This is a genomic window from Propionispira raffinosivorans DSM 20765 (assembly GCF_000381065.1).
Classification (GTDB): Bacteria; Bacillota; Negativicutes; order Selenomonadales; family Selenomonadaceae; genus Propionispira; species Propionispira raffinosivorans.
The window spans coordinates 63,742-79,050 of sequence record NZ_KB905854.1; the positions used below are offsets into that span (position 1 = coordinate 63,742).

The 15,309-nt window shown below is 37.7% G+C and carries 17 protein-coding genes and 2 pseudogenes; 13 read left to right on the top strand and 6 right to left on the bottom strand.

Annotated elements, in window-relative coordinates; translation table 11 throughout:
• Positions 1 to 325: 325 nt before the first annotated feature.
• The 3 genes and pseudogenes from F606_RS23685 to F606_RS23695 form a co-directional block, all read right to left on the bottom strand.
• Positions 326 to 607: a hypothetical protein gene (locus tag F606_RS23685; RefSeq protein ID WP_245542121.1), complete on the bottom strand. Its 282-nt coding sequence runs from the start codon at positions 605 to 607 to the stop codon at positions 326 to 328.
• A 45-nt stretch (positions 608 to 652) separates the two neighbouring features.
• A pseudogene (locus F606_RS23690) lies at positions 653 to 733 on the bottom strand (hypothetical protein); the annotation flags it as partial.
• A 176-nt stretch (positions 734 to 909) separates the two neighbouring features.
• A pseudogene (locus tag F606_RS23695) lies at positions 910 to 1,410 on the bottom strand (transposase); the annotation flags it as partial.
• Between F606_RS23695 and F606_RS23700 the strand changes: the two are divergent.
• Positions 1,319 to 1,624: a hypothetical protein gene (locus F606_RS23700; protein WP_245542122.1), complete on the top strand. Its 306-nt coding sequence runs from the start codon at positions 1,319 to 1,321 to the stop codon at positions 1,622 to 1,624. The pseudogene F606_RS23695 and the gene F606_RS23700 overlap by 92 nt on opposite strands.
• Before the next feature lie 167 nt (positions 1,625 to 1,791).
• Here the strand turns inward: F606_RS23700 and F606_RS23965 are convergent, their stop codons facing one another.
• From F606_RS23965 to F606_RS0112665, 3 genes are all read right to left on the bottom strand, one after another.
• Entirely contained in the window at positions 1,792 to 1,887 is a 96-nt protein-coding gene (locus F606_RS23965; protein ID WP_071595054.1) for a transposase family protein, read from the bottom strand.
• Between the two features lie 298 nt (positions 1,888 to 2,185).
• Positions 2,186 to 2,506, bottom strand: coding sequence for a PTS lactose/cellobiose transporter subunit IIA (locus F606_RS0112660; RefSeq protein WP_019554266.1), 321 nt, complete (start codon positions 2,504 to 2,506; stop codon positions 2,186 to 2,188).
• Positions 2,507 to 2,594: 88 nt separating this feature from the next.
• Positions 2,595 to 3,482: a sugar phosphate isomerase/epimerase family protein gene (locus F606_RS0112665; RefSeq protein WP_019554267.1), complete on the bottom strand. Its 888-nt coding sequence runs from the start codon at positions 3,480 to 3,482 to the stop codon at positions 2,595 to 2,597.
• A 300-nt stretch (positions 3,483 to 3,782) separates the two neighbouring features.
• Between F606_RS0112665 and F606_RS0112670 the strand changes: the two genes are divergently transcribed.
• The 12 genes from F606_RS0112670 (at position 3,783) to F606_RS0112720 (ending at position 15,298) form a co-directional block, all read left to right on the top strand.
• Positions 3,783 to 4,076 carry a hypothetical protein gene (locus F606_RS0112670; protein ID WP_019554268.1) on the top strand — a complete coding sequence of 98 codons (294 nt, stop codon included), beginning with the start codon at positions 3,783 to 3,785 and terminating at the stop codon, positions 4,074 to 4,076.
• Between the two features lie 40 nt (positions 4,077 to 4,116).
• A complete protein-coding gene (gene thpR, locus F606_RS0112675) occupies positions 4,117 to 4,683 on the top strand; it encodes an RNA 2',3'-cyclic phosphodiesterase (RefSeq protein ID WP_019554269.1) in 567 nt (188 codons plus the stop codon).
• A gap of 246 nt (positions 4,684 to 4,929) precedes the next feature.
• Positions 4,930 to 6,369 (top strand): glycoside hydrolase family 1 protein, encoded by a 1,440-nt coding sequence (locus F606_RS0112680; RefSeq protein ID WP_019554270.1) that lies wholly within the window; start codon positions 4,930 to 4,932, stop codon positions 6,367 to 6,369.
• Positions 6,370 to 6,381: 12 nt separating this feature from the next.
• The gene (locus tag F606_RS23830) at positions 6,382 to 6,507 is read left to right on the top strand and encodes a hypothetical protein (protein WP_281166773.1); all 126 of its coding nucleotides are present in this window, start codon (positions 6,382 to 6,384) and stop codon (positions 6,505 to 6,507) included.
• A gap of 132 nt (positions 6,508 to 6,639) precedes the next feature.
• Positions 6,640 to 6,939 (top strand): PTS sugar transporter subunit IIB, encoded by a 300-nt coding sequence (locus F606_RS0112685; protein WP_019554271.1) that lies wholly within the window; start codon positions 6,640 to 6,642, stop codon positions 6,937 to 6,939.
• A 41-nt stretch (positions 6,940 to 6,980) separates the two neighbouring features.
• On the top strand, positions 6,981 to 7,298 hold the full coding sequence (locus F606_RS0112690) for a PTS sugar transporter subunit IIA (RefSeq protein ID WP_019554272.1): 318 nt from the start codon (positions 6,981 to 6,983) through the stop codon (positions 7,296 to 7,298).
• Between the two features lie 35 nt (positions 7,299 to 7,333).
• A complete protein-coding gene (locus tag F606_RS0112695) occupies positions 7,334 to 8,770 on the top strand; it encodes a 6-phospho-beta-glucosidase (RefSeq protein WP_019554273.1) in 1,437 nt (478 codons plus the stop codon).
• 163 nt (positions 8,771 to 8,933) lie between these two features.
• Entirely contained in the window at positions 8,934 to 10,037 is a 1,104-nt protein-coding gene (locus F606_RS0112700; RefSeq protein WP_019554274.1) for a M48 family metallopeptidase, read from the top strand.
• 184 nt (positions 10,038 to 10,221) lie between these two features.
• The gene (locus F606_RS21115) at positions 10,222 to 11,265 is read left to right on the top strand and encodes a tetratricopeptide repeat protein (protein ID WP_019554275.1); all 1,044 of its coding nucleotides are present in this window, start codon (positions 10,222 to 10,224) and stop codon (positions 11,263 to 11,265) included.
• A 163-nt stretch (positions 11,266 to 11,428) separates the two neighbouring features.
• Positions 11,429 to 12,340 carry a glycyl-radical enzyme activating protein gene (locus F606_RS0112710; RefSeq protein ID WP_019554276.1) on the top strand — a complete coding sequence of 304 codons (912 nt, stop codon included), beginning with the start codon at positions 11,429 to 11,431 and terminating at the stop codon, positions 12,338 to 12,340.
• A 67-nt stretch (positions 12,341 to 12,407) separates the two neighbouring features.
• Complete coding sequence (locus F606_RS0112715; protein WP_019554277.1) at positions 12,408 to 13,187, top strand: DeoR/GlpR family DNA-binding transcription regulator; 780 nt, start codon at positions 12,408 to 12,410, stop codon at positions 13,185 to 13,187.
• A gap of 95 nt (positions 13,188 to 13,282) precedes the next feature.
• A complete protein-coding gene (locus tag F606_RS0112720) occupies positions 13,283 to 15,298 on the top strand; it encodes an LTA synthase family protein (RefSeq protein ID WP_019554278.1) in 2,016 nt (671 codons plus the stop codon).
• Positions 15,299 to 15,309: the final 11 nt, after the last annotated feature.

The window sequence follows — 15,309 nt, forward strand, 5'->3', positions numbered from 1 at the left end:
CGCATTAAAGAAATTCCATCAAGTCTATCAGTCTGCCAGGAATGGGGTATAGGGCATCGTTTGCTTCCTATGTAACGCCACTCAGCCCTATGCCCCATTTTGACGATTGCCATAAAATGTTTAATGCGTTCTATATAGTATCCCTGACGAAATTGCAAGATCAGATAATTTATGACTAAAAAAAGGGTGTAGCTATATGTCAATACAGCGATGTTTGCACCGGATATTGCTTATTGACATATTACTAATGAATTTAAACTTCGCACATGAAAAATATACTGTGAGCCTTGAAAAATCAATATAAATCGGCCAGTAGATTCCAATATCATGAAGATTTTGGCAGACTTTCAGCCCATAAGGATGGTAGTTCCTGTAGAAATGAATCCAGCATCAGTTGGACGGCTTGCTCACTTAGCAAGCAATTTTTCTGAATCAATTCGGCAAATTGTAGTAGTACAAGATGGAGTGCCTCCAGAAACTGTAAATCTGGTAATTCATCAATAGTCAGATAGAAGAGTTCGCCAATACTGCGCAAATCTTGGTTCTCCCGCTGTTCTACAGCCAGCAACATATATCGGGTAAACACCACAGCTACATGTGCGGTCATGGCGTCGTAGAAAATCGAACGGCAGTCCTTACTGAGATGCAGATAAGATTTGCAGATCTTGAAGAAAACCTCAATGCCCCAGCGTCGCCCATATAGGCTGATGACTTCTTCTTCGCCAAGGGACATGTCGGTCGTAACCAGTACCAGATAGTCTTTACGCCGATTGCGGTTATGCACATAGACGAAGCGGACAGGAATGCCTTGCCGTCCTTAACGGCTCCCGCTTCTACGGAAAGCAGATATTTAGCACGGCCGCGGCGTTTCGTATTTTGCTGGTAAATTGCTTTAACATCCTGCATCTTGCTGGTTTTCTTTGCCATAGCGATGACGTCAAAACCAATATCCTTTATGGCTGTTAATGAAGCTGGAGCGCAGAAACATTTGTCAAATAAGACATGCTGCGCAGAAATGCCAGCAGCCTTTGTTTCTTTGAGCAGCTTTAGGACAACATCCGTTGCTTTCAGCTGTGCCAGCTTGCGTTGCCTACCTCCGTTGGTACGTGGATCCACTTTAGTCGAAGCTTCATTGATCCGATTTTTCTGATTCGCCGTAGACAAAAGGCAATGGCTGACCGGCAGGAAGGTATTGCCATCTGACCATCCGAGAGTGAGCATACGGAAGCCGAAGGTGTAAAGACCATGTGCATGGTCGAATACCTTCGCCAACAGCTCGACCTTTTTCGAACGAGACCGGCTAAAAATAGAGTCATCGATGATAAGTACATTGCGTCTCTTCTCGTCAGTCAATGGCTCAATAGAGTGTCGGATGATACTGGAATTCAGCAGTGTAGTGAACTTGCGCATTCGTATGGCAGGAATTCATGAAACGGTAGAACGTATCCTTGCCGAATGGCAGCGTGTCCGGATAGAGATTCATCTGCATATAGAGAGACTTGTGCTGGAATACGATGCTGACGGCCAGCAGGAAAATCTGCATAGCTGGAATTCCCATGATTTTGTTGGCATTGGCGGTGTGCAAGATTTTGGCAATACGATACTGCTGAAAAAATCGCATTGATTTTGCCGAAAGGCATTTCGTCTGATGGTTGTCTTGTGTTATACTTTTCATAGCATGAGCCTCCATTTGTATGGTTTTATTTCGCAATTTTATTATACAAAATGGTTGTGGTTCATGCTATTTTTATTGTCATAAATATTGAATTTTCAAGGCTCATAGGCGATTATTTATCTGCGAAGTTTGAGTAATAAAGGAAGATGTTTTATTTTTTGAAGGCGATAATCATTGACTGTTTGCGTCTGCTGCCCGCAGGACGGGCATATGTGGAGTTTATGAGACGACCGTCAGTGAATTTTGCGTAACATTTATAATAGAAAGTTCTTCTAAGTCTAAGAAAAGTGTAGTCAACTTAGTATCGAGCATAAATGATAACCCCTTTCGGTTAGTGTTGTGATAATTTTAATTGTAAATGAGTTATTCACTTTATGTTCTCTTTTTATGCAAAAAAATATGTTGGAATAAGCAATTTGTTTTTTGCTTACCCCAACATTTATTATAGAACCTCAAATATGCGAGGCTATTAGTTATGTCTAAATTATATCTGGTGTATTTTTATTTTTATTATTTTGCTCTGATTTGTGTATAGAGGTTAATGATTTCAGATGTCATTTCTTTCATAACCATGCCAGTCATCACATAATCCTGGGCATGCGCGATTAAAACATTGAAAGGGTCTTTTAATGTGCCATCGGCTTCTTTTTTTAGAAGTTCTTCGGTTTGAAGGCGATGTGCCTTCATAAGATGTTCATCGGCTTCTTTAACCACTTCTTCTGCTTCACCAAAGTCTCCTTTTCGAGCGAGTTTTAAAGCTTTTGTCAGCGCGGCTCTGCCATCACCGGCAAGTGATATAATAGAAAAAGCTGTTTCTTCTGTAGTAGACATAATGATTTCTCCTTTATTTCTTTTATTTATGAAAAAGCAGTGCTGTACTGAATAAAAGCTAGCAATGCTTTTTTCAATAGACAGTAAGTTAGTTACTGAGAAGTTCCTGTTCGATTCTTTCACGTGTGTCAATGGCTTGTCTGGCTATTTTTTCAGGATAACCAAATAATGAAACACAGGCAATTGATTCTCCCCCAACTTTGAATTTTCGTTGGGAAAATTTCATTTCACGTAACTTTTCAAACAGGCAATTGAAGTCCACTTCTCCTTCACCAAGACCTAAATGTTGATGGATGGTTGCATCGACTCCAGGTGGATTAAGAATATAACGGCAATCCAGTGTGTGATTCATGGTATCGGCAAAGAGTACATGTGACAGATCGTTGCCGGCATAATCAAGCATTCCATTTATATTACCTTTTCCCTGATCGTAGAAAAACGTATGAGCTGCACAGTATAAATACTTTAAATTTTCACTGCGAAATGATTTTACTAAATCAGCAGTTTCATTATTGTTTTCACAAAAATCATAAGGATGTGACTGGATTTCGATGCGAATGCCTTCACGTTCAATAATAGGAAGTAGTTCTTCCATGGAACGATACCACATGCCTTCACAAATCTCTGGCTGGTGAGGGTCCCCAGAAAGTTCAGTGTTGATTACGGGTACATTCATATCGACGGCAATTTCAATCATACGCTTCCAATTTTTAACAGCAAACTGTCTTTGTTCTTCAGTAGGCCCAGACCATCGATATACAACAATAAATGAAGAGATTTCCACTCCAGTTTCCTTTAAAGCTTTTTGATATTCGCTTTGGCATTCGCGACTAAATTTAGGATGCTTGTAAAAAGGATTAATACGCGGATGGGGCGATTGCTCAATGAATTTATATCCCCATTCAGAGACTTTATGTACCATATCGGTTATGCTCATTTGTTTTGATAAAACATCGACATCAAATGCGATTTTCATAAAAATTCCTCCTTATTAAACTTTTTGAATGATTATATTATGGTTATATTATGATCTATTTTTGATTACTTATTGATATTAAAATACCATTTAACAAAGCTTTTGTCAATATATTTTTCTCTATTATGCATAATTTTTAGAATAAACTGAATTGTGAATAATGTACTACGTTATAAACTGGTTGAATGAGGTTAAATAATTTTTAAGAAGCATAACTTTTCTTTATTAAAAAGGTTGATTTATTCAAGGTGAATCTTTTACAATAAGATATGGGCACTGGATTGAAAAAGGAGGCGCAACATGCGAAAAAAAGAGTGGGATGATGATTTTGTTAAAACAGATACATCAATGGCGGATCGGCAATCAATACGCATGCGGCGAACTTGTTATATTATTGCGATAGGATCTTTATTTTATGCACTGTGGAAGAACGATATACCAGTTGTTTTTTTGTCTGTTTCTTTTTTGCTAATCGAGGCAGCAGCGATGCTCGCTGAACTGCAAAATAAAAGAGTAGCCGCTTTGAGCAAATTTTTGCGTGCTTTTGGGCTTACTTTATTTGTTGGTTCTGTTTTGCTTTTAATTTTTAGGTGAAATTATTTTTAATGAAAGAAATATAAAGGTAAGGTGTGGCATGAGATTATTTATTGCAATTGATTTTCCTGAAGATTTGAAAAAAAAATTATATACAACGGCGAAAAAACTTAAAGTGAAGGCGAGACAGGGAAATTTTACGTATTTTGATAATTTACATTTTACGTTAGTTTTTATTGGGGAGGTTAATCCAGGGAAAATAGTTAGAATTAAAAAAGCCATGGATCAAGTTTCGGTAAATCCCTTTACTATTTCTTTTCAGCGATTAGATCATTTGAAAAAACATGGAGGTGATATTTATTGGATTGGTATGCGTGAACTACAGGACGTGCGGGTTTTACCAGAATTGTATAACCAGCTTTGTGAATTTTTGGATGAAGCTGGATGCAGCATTGAAAAACGTAAATTGAAACCACACTTAACCTTGGGACGTAATGTGACGATGCTCGATAGTTTTGACATTGCAAAGTTTGCTACTCATATTCCAAAAATGCAAATGATGGTTGATCAAGTCAGTCTAATAAAGTCAGAACAAATTGCGGGGAAATTAGTCTATACCAAACTTTATTCTTCTGTCTTACCAAAACATAAGTTAGTGGAAAGCTGATTTTTGAATGTTGAGGAAATTTAAAATATGGTTGGTTGAGTTGGATATAATTGACGATTATGGTAAAAGTGGTTTTTTCCATAAAAACACAGTGGTGTGTAATATTGTTTCAGGCTACCTGCTCTTTTTTGCTAAATCATGAAACGGTATTCCAAAAGGTGTTCAATCTATTGAACGCCTTTTTTTGTTATGTTATAGTTTAAATATCTTAAGAAATAAATTAATGCGCGCTGAAGTGATATGATTATGGAAATGATAGAGATGCCAAAAAACTTTCTTTGGGGTTGTGCTTCGGCAGCTTATCAGGTTGAAGGAGCTTACCAGGAAGATGGTAAAGGATTAACAAATTGGGATCAATTTGTTCGTATTAAAGATAAGACTTTTAAAGATACAACGGGAGATGTAGCAGTAGATCATTATCACCGTTACAAAGAAGATATTGCTTTAATGGCAGAGTTAGGTCTGAAAACATATCGTTTTTCCGTATCTTGGGCACGAATTTTCCCGGAAGGAAGGGGAGCTGTCAATGAAAAGGGGTTGCAATTTTATGAAAATTTAGTTGACGAATGTTTAAAATATGGTATTGAACCAATGGTAACCTTATACCATTGGGATATTCCGGCAGCGCTTGACACAGCCTATGGTGGTTGGGAAGATCGCCAGATTGTTGATGATTATGCAGCCTATGCAAAATGTTTGTTTAAGCGTCTTGGCCGAAAGGTTAAATATTGGATTACATTTAATGAACAAAATATTTTTACAACTTTTGGCTGGTTGTTAGCCGCACATCCGCCAGGTAAATTCGATGCACAAAAAATGTTTTATCAAGTGAATCATCATGTTAATATGGCCCATGCGAAAGCAGTCTTAGCCTTTAAACAAATTGTGCCCGATGGTAAGATCGGTGCTAGTTTTGCTTTTTCGCCGAGTTATGCTTTTGACTGCGATCCGAAAAATGTAATAGCTAAGATTAATTTTGATGAAATGAATAGTTTTTGGTGGATGGATATTTATGCTTATGGCCGTTATCCAGCATTTACTTGGAATTATTTAGATAAAAAAGGGCTGGTTCCAGAAATGGAAGCGGATGATAAAACTATACTTTTGGCAGCAGCGGCAAAACTTGATTTTATGGGAATCAATTATTATCAATCTATTGTTTGTGAATATAATCCGCTGCACGGGGGTGTTGATCCCTATGGGACGATGAATACGGCCGGTAAAAAGGGGACAACGGAAATTAAAGGTGTACCAGGGTTATATAAAAATCCACCGAATCCGTATCTTATGACAACGGATTGGGACTGGACGATTGATGCTAGTGGTTTGCGATATGCCTGCCGTGAAGTCACCAGCCGTTATCATTTGCCAATTGTTATTTCGGAAAATGGCTTAGGGGCATTTGATATACTGGAAGATGGTAAAATTCATGATGGCTATCGAATCGATTATTTGCGCGAACATGTTTTGGCGTTGGAGGAAGCAGTGCAGGATGGTTGTGATATTATTTCTTATTGTGTCTGGTCTTTTACCGATTTGCTCAGTTGGTTAAATGGGTATCAAAAACGGTATGGTCTTGTGTACGTCGATCGAGAAGAACCAGAAGGTTCAAGTATGAATCGTTATAAAAAAGATAGCTTTTACTGGTATAAAAAGGTGATTTCTTCGAATGGAAAACATTTATGATGAGCGGTAGCATTGAATCAAGTAGCGGGTTCTACATTTGGAATTTTAGCAATTTTATGTGTACGAGGAATTTGCTATAAATACTGTCAGGCAGAAGGCTGTGATGCGCGAACGGTGTATCACCGCTATTTATTGTAAGTTTATATAAAAATACAATATAATATTTATTTTAAAGAAGAATTGGACGCAGTAGAAGAAAAAGGAATTGAGACAACAAATACAGAACATTCTTAATCAATAGATAAATACATTATGCGAGGAGAATTTATTATGAAGAAAATTGTCTTATTATGTGCATCGGGCATGTCCACTAGTATGCTGGTTAAAACGATGGAAGAAGCAGCAGCGCAGATGCAGTATGAATGTCAGATTTCAGCATACCCAACCTCAGAAGCTATCAAACAGGCGAGCGATGCGGATCTTATTTTACTTGGACCACAAGTCCGTTTTGCTTTAAATAAAATCAAGGCACAATGTCCAGGTGTTCTGGTTGAGGCAATTGATATGCGTATGTATGGACGGATGGATGGCAAGGGTGTTGTTGAATTTGCCAAGAGCAAAATCGGTTAATTAGTTTAGTAGATCAAGGAAAATGTAGGGGGAAATACAGGATGAATGGTTTAGAATTAGCAGCATTTCAAATTATATCTGCCGTTGGCACCGCTCGTAGTTGCTATATAGAGGCAATTCAACAGGCAAAATTGGGTGAATTTTCTAAAGCAGAAACATTGATCAAAGATGGTGATGAAGTATTCAATGAAGGTCATGATGCGCATGCTGGTCTCTTGCAAAAAGAAGCAGAAGGTACAAGCGAGGGAATTAACCTTTTACTTTTGCATGCGGAAGATCAGTTAATGAGCGCTGAGGGATTCAAGATTATTGCTTTAGAATTTATTGATGTATATAAGAAATTTGCTGATAAACATTAAAAAATATAAAGTGTAGAACGGTGGGAGTTGAATATATGGGATTTCCAAAAGATTTTTTATGGGGTGGCGCTGTTGCAGCGCACCAGTTAGAAGGTGCATGGCAAGCAGGTGACAAAGGGGTAAGCGTTGCGGATGTAATGACTGCTGGGCGGCATGGGCAGCCTCGCCAAATCACCGATGGCGTTAAAGAAAATTTGAATTATCCGAATCATGATGCAATTGATTTTTACCATCGGTATAAGGAAGATGTTAGTTTATTTGGTGAAATGGGATTTAAATGTTTCCGAACTAGTATTGCCTGGACCCGTATTTTCCCAAATGGCGATGAATTGGAGCCGAATGAAGCTGGACTGCAATTTTATGATGACCTTTTTGATGAATTACATAAATATGGCATTGAGCCGGTGATTACTTTATCGCATTTTGAGCTGCCCTATCATCTTGTATCACAATATGGTGCTTGGCGAAATCGAAAAATGATAGAGTTCTTTGTTCGTTTTGCTGAAACTGTTTTTAGACGATATAAGGATAAAGTGCATTATTGGATGACTTTTAATGAAATCAATAATCAAAGCGAATTAGAAGTTCCATTTACAGCATTTACGAATTCTGGTGTTCTCTATAAAGATGGTGAAGATAAAAAAGAAGTGATGTATCAAGTAGCACATTATCAATTTGTGGCAGCGGCTTTGGCTGTGAAAAAAGGACATGAAATAAATCCAGAGTTTAAAATAGGCTGTATGTTATCCTATCAGCCAGTTTATCCAGAGAGCTGCAATCCGGAAGATCAGATTAAGCAGCTCGAGAAAATGCATATGCGTAATTTTTTTGGTGATGTGCATTGTCGTGGTCATTATCCAGCATATGCTCTTAAAGAATGGGAAAATAAGGGATATAAAATTGCCATGGAGCCGGGAGATTTAGAAATTATTGCGGCAGGTACCGTGGATTATTTGGCTTTTAGTTATTATATGAGTTTTGTGGTATCTTCTGATGCGGCGAAGATGAAGTCAGTGAGTGGCGGTGCCACTATCGCCGTAGATAATCCATATCTTAAGCAATCAGAATGGGGCTGGCAAATTGATCCGGTTGGCCTGCGGTATGCATTGGCAGTACTTACAGAACGTTATGAGCTTCCGCTTATGGTTGTTGAAAATGGTATTGGATTGCATGAATCTAAAGTCGGCAATATGATGATTCAAGATGATGCCCGTATAGAATATTTTGCTGCCCATATTGAACAGATGAAACAAGCAATTGATCTGGATGGTGTTAAACTTTTAGGATATTGTCCATGGGGACCGATTGATTTAGTTTCAGCTGGCACGGGGGAAATGGAAAAAAGGTATGGTTTTATTTATGTAGACAAAGATAATGAAGGCCATGGAAGCTTAGACCGCACGAAGAAAAAATCATTTTACTGGTATCAAAAAGTTATTTCGAGCAATGGTGAAGATCTTAGCAATATATAAGATTAGAGTTTAAATGTCTTTGGATTTTATGAGTCCAAAGACATTTTTTTATAGGATAATTTTCTTATTTTTCAGTAAATGCGCACTATAGGACGGGTGGAAATGTTATAATAAATATAGTTTTATGGATTGATGATAAAAACAAAGGAGTGTATTTCAATAAATGATAACGAAAAAATGTGGTAAAAAAGCAATTGCATCGATTAGCATGGCAGCAATTGCCTTTACAATAGGGTTTTCGGTGCTGCAGCCAATCAAAGCGGAGGCTTTTAATATTGGTGGTGCTGCGGGAGCTATTGTAGGCAGTGCTATTCAATATACTAAATTTAATAAAGAATTGAATTATTATAATAATGATGGACGAAATGAATATTTTGAAGAAATAAAAAAGAAAGATGGCGTGAATGAAGACCCTTATAAAAATGAACTTTTGACGAATATTATGACTAGGCTTTCCGCATCGATTGCGCAAAGCGATTCTTCTATTACAAGTAAACCCTACAATTATTTTGTGAATAATCAAACAACATTTAATGCATATTGTACACTAGGTCATAATATGAGCGTAAATGCAGGCTTATTTGATTTGCTAAATTATAATGAAAATGAAGTAGCTTTTGTAGTAGGGCATGAAATGGGGCATGGTCAAAAAGATCATCCGGTTCAAGGGTTTAAAAAAGCGGTGCCAGTTAGCATAATTGCTAGTGTGTGGGGGTCGCAAACGAGTGGTATCGAAGCAACTGGTGTTAATGTATTGGCAAACTATGCAACCGCTGTTAATATTACAAAACCACAAGAGTGGGAAGCAGATAATTTAGCGTTTGGTTATGCGAGCCATGCTGGCTATAATCCGGGTGCTGGAGCGGCTGTTTGGCAGCGTGTCATTGAAAAGATGGGGAGTTCATCCAGTAATTTTGTTGGTGAGATTTTTTCACCATCGGATCATCCTAAAAACGAGGAACGCCGGGAAAATTATTCGAAGAAACTTACGGAATACAGCAATCAACATGTAACGGTCGATAATGGTGTAATTAAAGTAAATGGTAAAGAATTTATGACAGCTGGTGCAACGGATTCAATGAGTAGTGCAGAACGTGCCTACCTGATTGCCGGAAATTTGGCAGCAGTTTATCATAATAATAATTCGGCACCGGAGGCTTATGTGGAAAATGGGCTTGTGAAAATGGGTGCTCAAGCTATTTTGGCATCGAATAGCAATGAAGCAGATGCTGATGCACTTGCAGATAAATTAAATCATATTCGCTAAACTAAAAGAGCAGTTGCATTGGTGCGACTGCTCTTTCGGTTTATGAAGTTCTATATTTATAAAACTGTTTGCCAATGCTGATTTACCAGCAATAAAAGGAAAATCCTTGAAATCAAAAGCTAAATAGCTTATAGTAAAATAAGAGCTATGGATTTTGACTTTAATAACAAGAAGGGGATTCATCATGGTAAATAAAAAAATGTTTATCTTTTTTATTATGGTTTGTATTTTGATTTTGAATCCGATGGTTTTTGCTCAAACGATAGGCACAAATGAAGCGCAGCAAGATATAAAACAGGCCGAAATTTCGCAGGCACAGGGTGATTATTGGGAAAGTGTACGTTCTTATAGTAAAGCAATTGCATTGGATCCGGGACAGGTTGTATTGTATAAAAATCGTGGGAACGTTTATTACCGTCTGGGAAAGTATAATGAAGCAATGCGTGATTATAATACGGCGATTGCTCTTGACCATTCTTATCTTGATGCCTATAATAATCGGGGTAATATATATAATGAATTTGGTGAATATGAAAAGGCATTAAAAGATTATACACAAGTTATTGCTGGCAATCCTAAGCATGCCAAGGCCTATTATAACCGTGGAATTGTTTATGGAAATTTGGTTCAATATGAGAAAGCGGTTGCGGATTATAGCAAGGCGATTGAGCTAAATCCTTTGTTTACGGATGCTTATAATAATCGTGGCAATATTTATGAACTTATGGAAAAATATCAGGAAGCCTTAAAAGATTATGAAAAAGCAATTCAGTTAGATGAAAAATATATTCATGCATATTATAATGAAGGGAATATTTACGCAAAACTTGGTGAAAATGAGCAGGCCCTTAAATTTTATAGAAAGGCAGTCAAGGTAGAGCCGCATTATGTAGATGCCTATAACAATATGGGAATAACCTATGCATTCATGAAAAAATATCAAAAAGCATTGAAATGGTATGGCCAAGCACTGCAAATAGATCCAAAGTACACAAATGCCTATAATAATCGTGGGAATCTATATGCTGAAATTGGAAACTATGAAGAGGCCCTTATTGATTTTAATCGTGCGATTGAGTTATCACCGGATAATGCTGGTTGTTATATGAATCGGGCCGATTTATATGAAAAAATAGGACAAACGGAGCAAGCGAAGCTGGATTATAAACGTGCCGTTGGTCTTGACAGCAAGTATATAAAAGATGTGCCACTCAAATATCAATATTAGTTTTCTGCCAGATTGGCTTTAATAAAAGAAAAATCTTTTATTAAAGCCGTTTTTGTTTCGCTGCATTCATAGGAGCCTTGTATTTTCGGCCAAATAAGGTTAAAATTATACAAAATGATAATAAACAATTTACAACAATAAAATAATGCGGTGGAGGGCTTGGATGAAAATGATAAAAGGGCTTGTTTTTGATATACAGCGGTTTTCTACACATGATGGTGATGGTATTCGAACTACCGTGTTTTTGAAAGGCTGCCCGCTGCACTGTGTGTGGTGCCAAAATCCAGAAGGTATTTCACCAGAAAAAAAATTAGTGTATTTTCCTAATAAATGTATTTTTTGTGCTTCCTGTTTGCAGATAGCGGATAAAGCGATAGAAATCAGCGGTAATAAATTGATTTTGTCGCAAGCCAAAGTTAAAAATGGTGAACGATATGAAGAAATTTGTCCTACCGGCGCATTGAAAATGGATAGTCGTGAATATAGCATTGAAGAAGTTTTGGAAATTGTCATGTCGGATCAGGCTTTTTTTGTTCATGGCGGCGGTGTTACATTGTCTGGAGGTGAACCGTTTTTTCAAAAACAATTTACACTTGAGTTGCTGAAAAATTTGCAGAAAAATCACATTCACACGGCAGTAGAAACATCTTTATTTGTTGATCAAGACTATCTGCTGCAGGTTTTGCCATATATAGACACATTGTTTGCCGATTTAAAAGTGTTTGATGCGGCGCGGCATCAAAAAATAACGTCGGTGAATCCACAATTGATTCAGGATAATATTAAGTATGTGTTACAGTCACCACATCGAAATAAAGTCGTAATTCGCACTCCACTGATTCCAGAGTATACAGCGTTTTCAGAAAATATTCGTCAGATTTGTCGATATATTACGGATATTTTCCCTGATGTAAAATATGAATTATTGAATTATAATCCTTTAGCAAAAGCTAAATATGAGCATGTGGAAGCTTCCTATTGTTTTGAGGACAATCATCCGCTGTACAGTGCGTCTGAAATGAATGGTTTTTATGCTATGGCATATCAAGCCGGTATAAAGAATTTAATTGTCTAGAGCTGATAGAAATGGTAGAATGAAGTTTTCGTGGAATTTAAGGAAAAATATAGATTGAGGTGGAAATATGTTTTTAGAAGAAAGACAAGAAGCTATTTTAGCAATGTTAGAACATGATGGAAAAGTTAAAGTAAAAGAACTCAGCGAATTGTTTGATGTGACGGAAGATTGCATACGGAAAGATTTGGGGTCACTTGAAAAACAAGGTAATTTGAAACGTACCTATGGCGGCGCCGTTGTTCTTAGACAAAATCTGCACAATATGGAAGTCAGCAAACGCCGCAATACGGATGTAGACGCCAAACGAAAAATAGCACAGGCAGCGGTTAATTTGATTCACGAAAAAGATATGGTTTTTTTGGATATTTCTACCAGTAACCTGGAGATTGCGGCACTTTTGGCGAAACAGCCTAAAGACGTTACAGTTGTGACGAATATGATTGAGATTTTAGTAATTTTGGCGCAAAATCCTAAAATAAAAGTATTATTTGCTGGTGGTACCATAAATAAGAGTCGAGATGGTTTCTGGGGCGGAATGACACTAGATTTTATTTCGCGGCTTAAACCGGATATTGCTTTTGTTGGGGCTGTAGGCGTCGATATAAGAGAAAATAGTGTTTCTACGTATGATATTGAAGATGGAATCAATAAAGCAGCGATTATTCAAGTAAGCAAAAAAGCTTATCTTGTTGCAGCCATGAAAAAAATGAGCAATGATGGAAATTATAATTATGTAACGTTGGATGCTTTGACGGGCATTATAACGGATTCAGTATTGACAGATGAATTACATGAAATTGCTGCAGGTTATGGTGTCGAAATTATCATGCCATATTTGCAAGACTAGACACTCTATATAAAAAATAGAGGATTTTTTGAATAACAAAGCGAAACCTTCTAAGTTGTTGTTTTTTTGCAAGGATTTTAGGAGGTTTTTTATTTATGAAAGAGAGTTTATCTCGCATTTTTGATTGGCGAAATTTTTGTCGATTTGTTCAACAAGAAATCAAGGTATTTTTGTTTTTTCTCATATTACTTTGTTTATTTCGCCTGATTTTTTTGGGCTGGATGTCTGAATACATGAGTAAAACCGCGACGATGCATGATGTGCTGACAGTTATGCTGGTGGGGACGAAAATTAGTCTTAAAAGTGCGGGGGTTCTTACCGTGATTTCCCTGCTGATCAGCGGCGTGGCTACTGTACTGGCACCGTCTTACGAAATGACAGTTCGTAAAGTGGTGGGTAGTTTTTATATTGTAATTTTATCCGTTCTGTTTTGTGCGCGTTTCCCGTATTATAGACAATTTCATTCGGGATTTAATCAATTGATTTTTAATACATTCAACGATGATGTGTACGCATTGAGCCTTTCGCTGGTACAGGAATTTTATCTGCCGCTGCGTTTGGCTGGTGCTTTTGTTTTGGCATTTTTTCTTTATAAACTATTTTCAGATTGGCTTAATAGAGCTGTTTTTAAAATGCCGTCTTTTTCGTTTCCTTGTTTTAAGTGGGTAAGTCGTGCAGTCGTTGTCCTATTTTTATACTGGGGTATTGTTTTTGTGATGTTTGGCGGCAGCTTTAGCTGGGCTACAGAGGTGGACTGGGAAAACGCTGGTGTGACCAAAGATCCTTTTTTAAATGAAGTGATCTTAGATGATATGCAGGCAATTTATCGTGCCTATACGATGAATAACCGTTTGGAAGCCTGCAATGGTCTGAATTTTGACGTGGATCAAATACGTTTTTTCACAGCAAAGCTCACGAATAAAACACAGCTGCAATCCAATGATTTAGATGAATATTTACGAAAAGAAGCGCAGGGGCCGTTGGTTGAAAAACCTAAGCACATTTTTGTGATTATCTCTGAAAGTTATGCGAATTGGCCGCTGCTGGAAAAATATAAAGACCTTCATATTGCGGATGGTATGAAGCAAATTATTGCCAAAAATGACAGTGATTATATAGGGACTTTTTTGCCAAATGGTGCAAGTACAGTTTCCGCAGTCACTGGTGTGGTTACTGGATTTGCCGATGCAAATCTTTATCTTACCACGATGCCGGAAGCTTTTGCTGAGCCTTATTCTACAGCCAGTGCACCACAGCTTCAAAAATTAGGCTATGATACAAATTTTTGGTATGCGGGGCCAACGACTTGGGAACGTATACAGGCTTTTACACTGGCACAGGGATATCAGCATTTTTATAGTCGTGGTGATTTTGCCAAGGCAGCAGAAGGTAGTGTGTGGGGGTGTGATGATAAATACCTTTATGAGGCTGTGTTAGATGGTATCGATTCGGATCAACCAAGCTTCAACGTAATATTGAATGTATCAAATCATTCCCCCTTCACAGTGGATGTTGTCAAAGAAGGGTTTGATAAAGAAAAGGTGATTGCCGCCTTACCGCCAGAAGCGCAAGCGGATATGGCGCTGGTCAATCAATTAGGTCATTTTTGGTATGCAGACAAAATGATGGCAGATTTCATTCAAAAGACAAAACAAAAATATCCAGATAGTCTTTTTATTATTGTTGGCGATCATGCGGATCGTTATAATATTGAGAAAACACCGTCCATGTATGAACGGTATGGTATTCCATTTATTGTTACAGGGCAGGGGGTCACGAAAGGAATCTTACCTAAAGATGCTGCAGGCAGCCAAATTGATATCATTCCGACTTTGATTGAGATGATAGCCCCACACGGTTTTTCGTATCATTCTGTGGGGACTAGTTTAACGCGCGGCAATAAAGAAGCAGTAAATTATGGCTTTTGGATGACGCATGACTATATTGGTAAAGCAGATCTTGCAGAATTTCAGCCGGAATCAATTCGGGGGGATTCACCAGAACTCGACACAGCGGCTTTACAGGATTATATTGATGCGATTAGGAGCATTTCCTGGTGGCGGGCAAAATATGGCCCGATACTTAATGCAGACTTATTAAAAGATCGTTGAGTTGTTTGTGT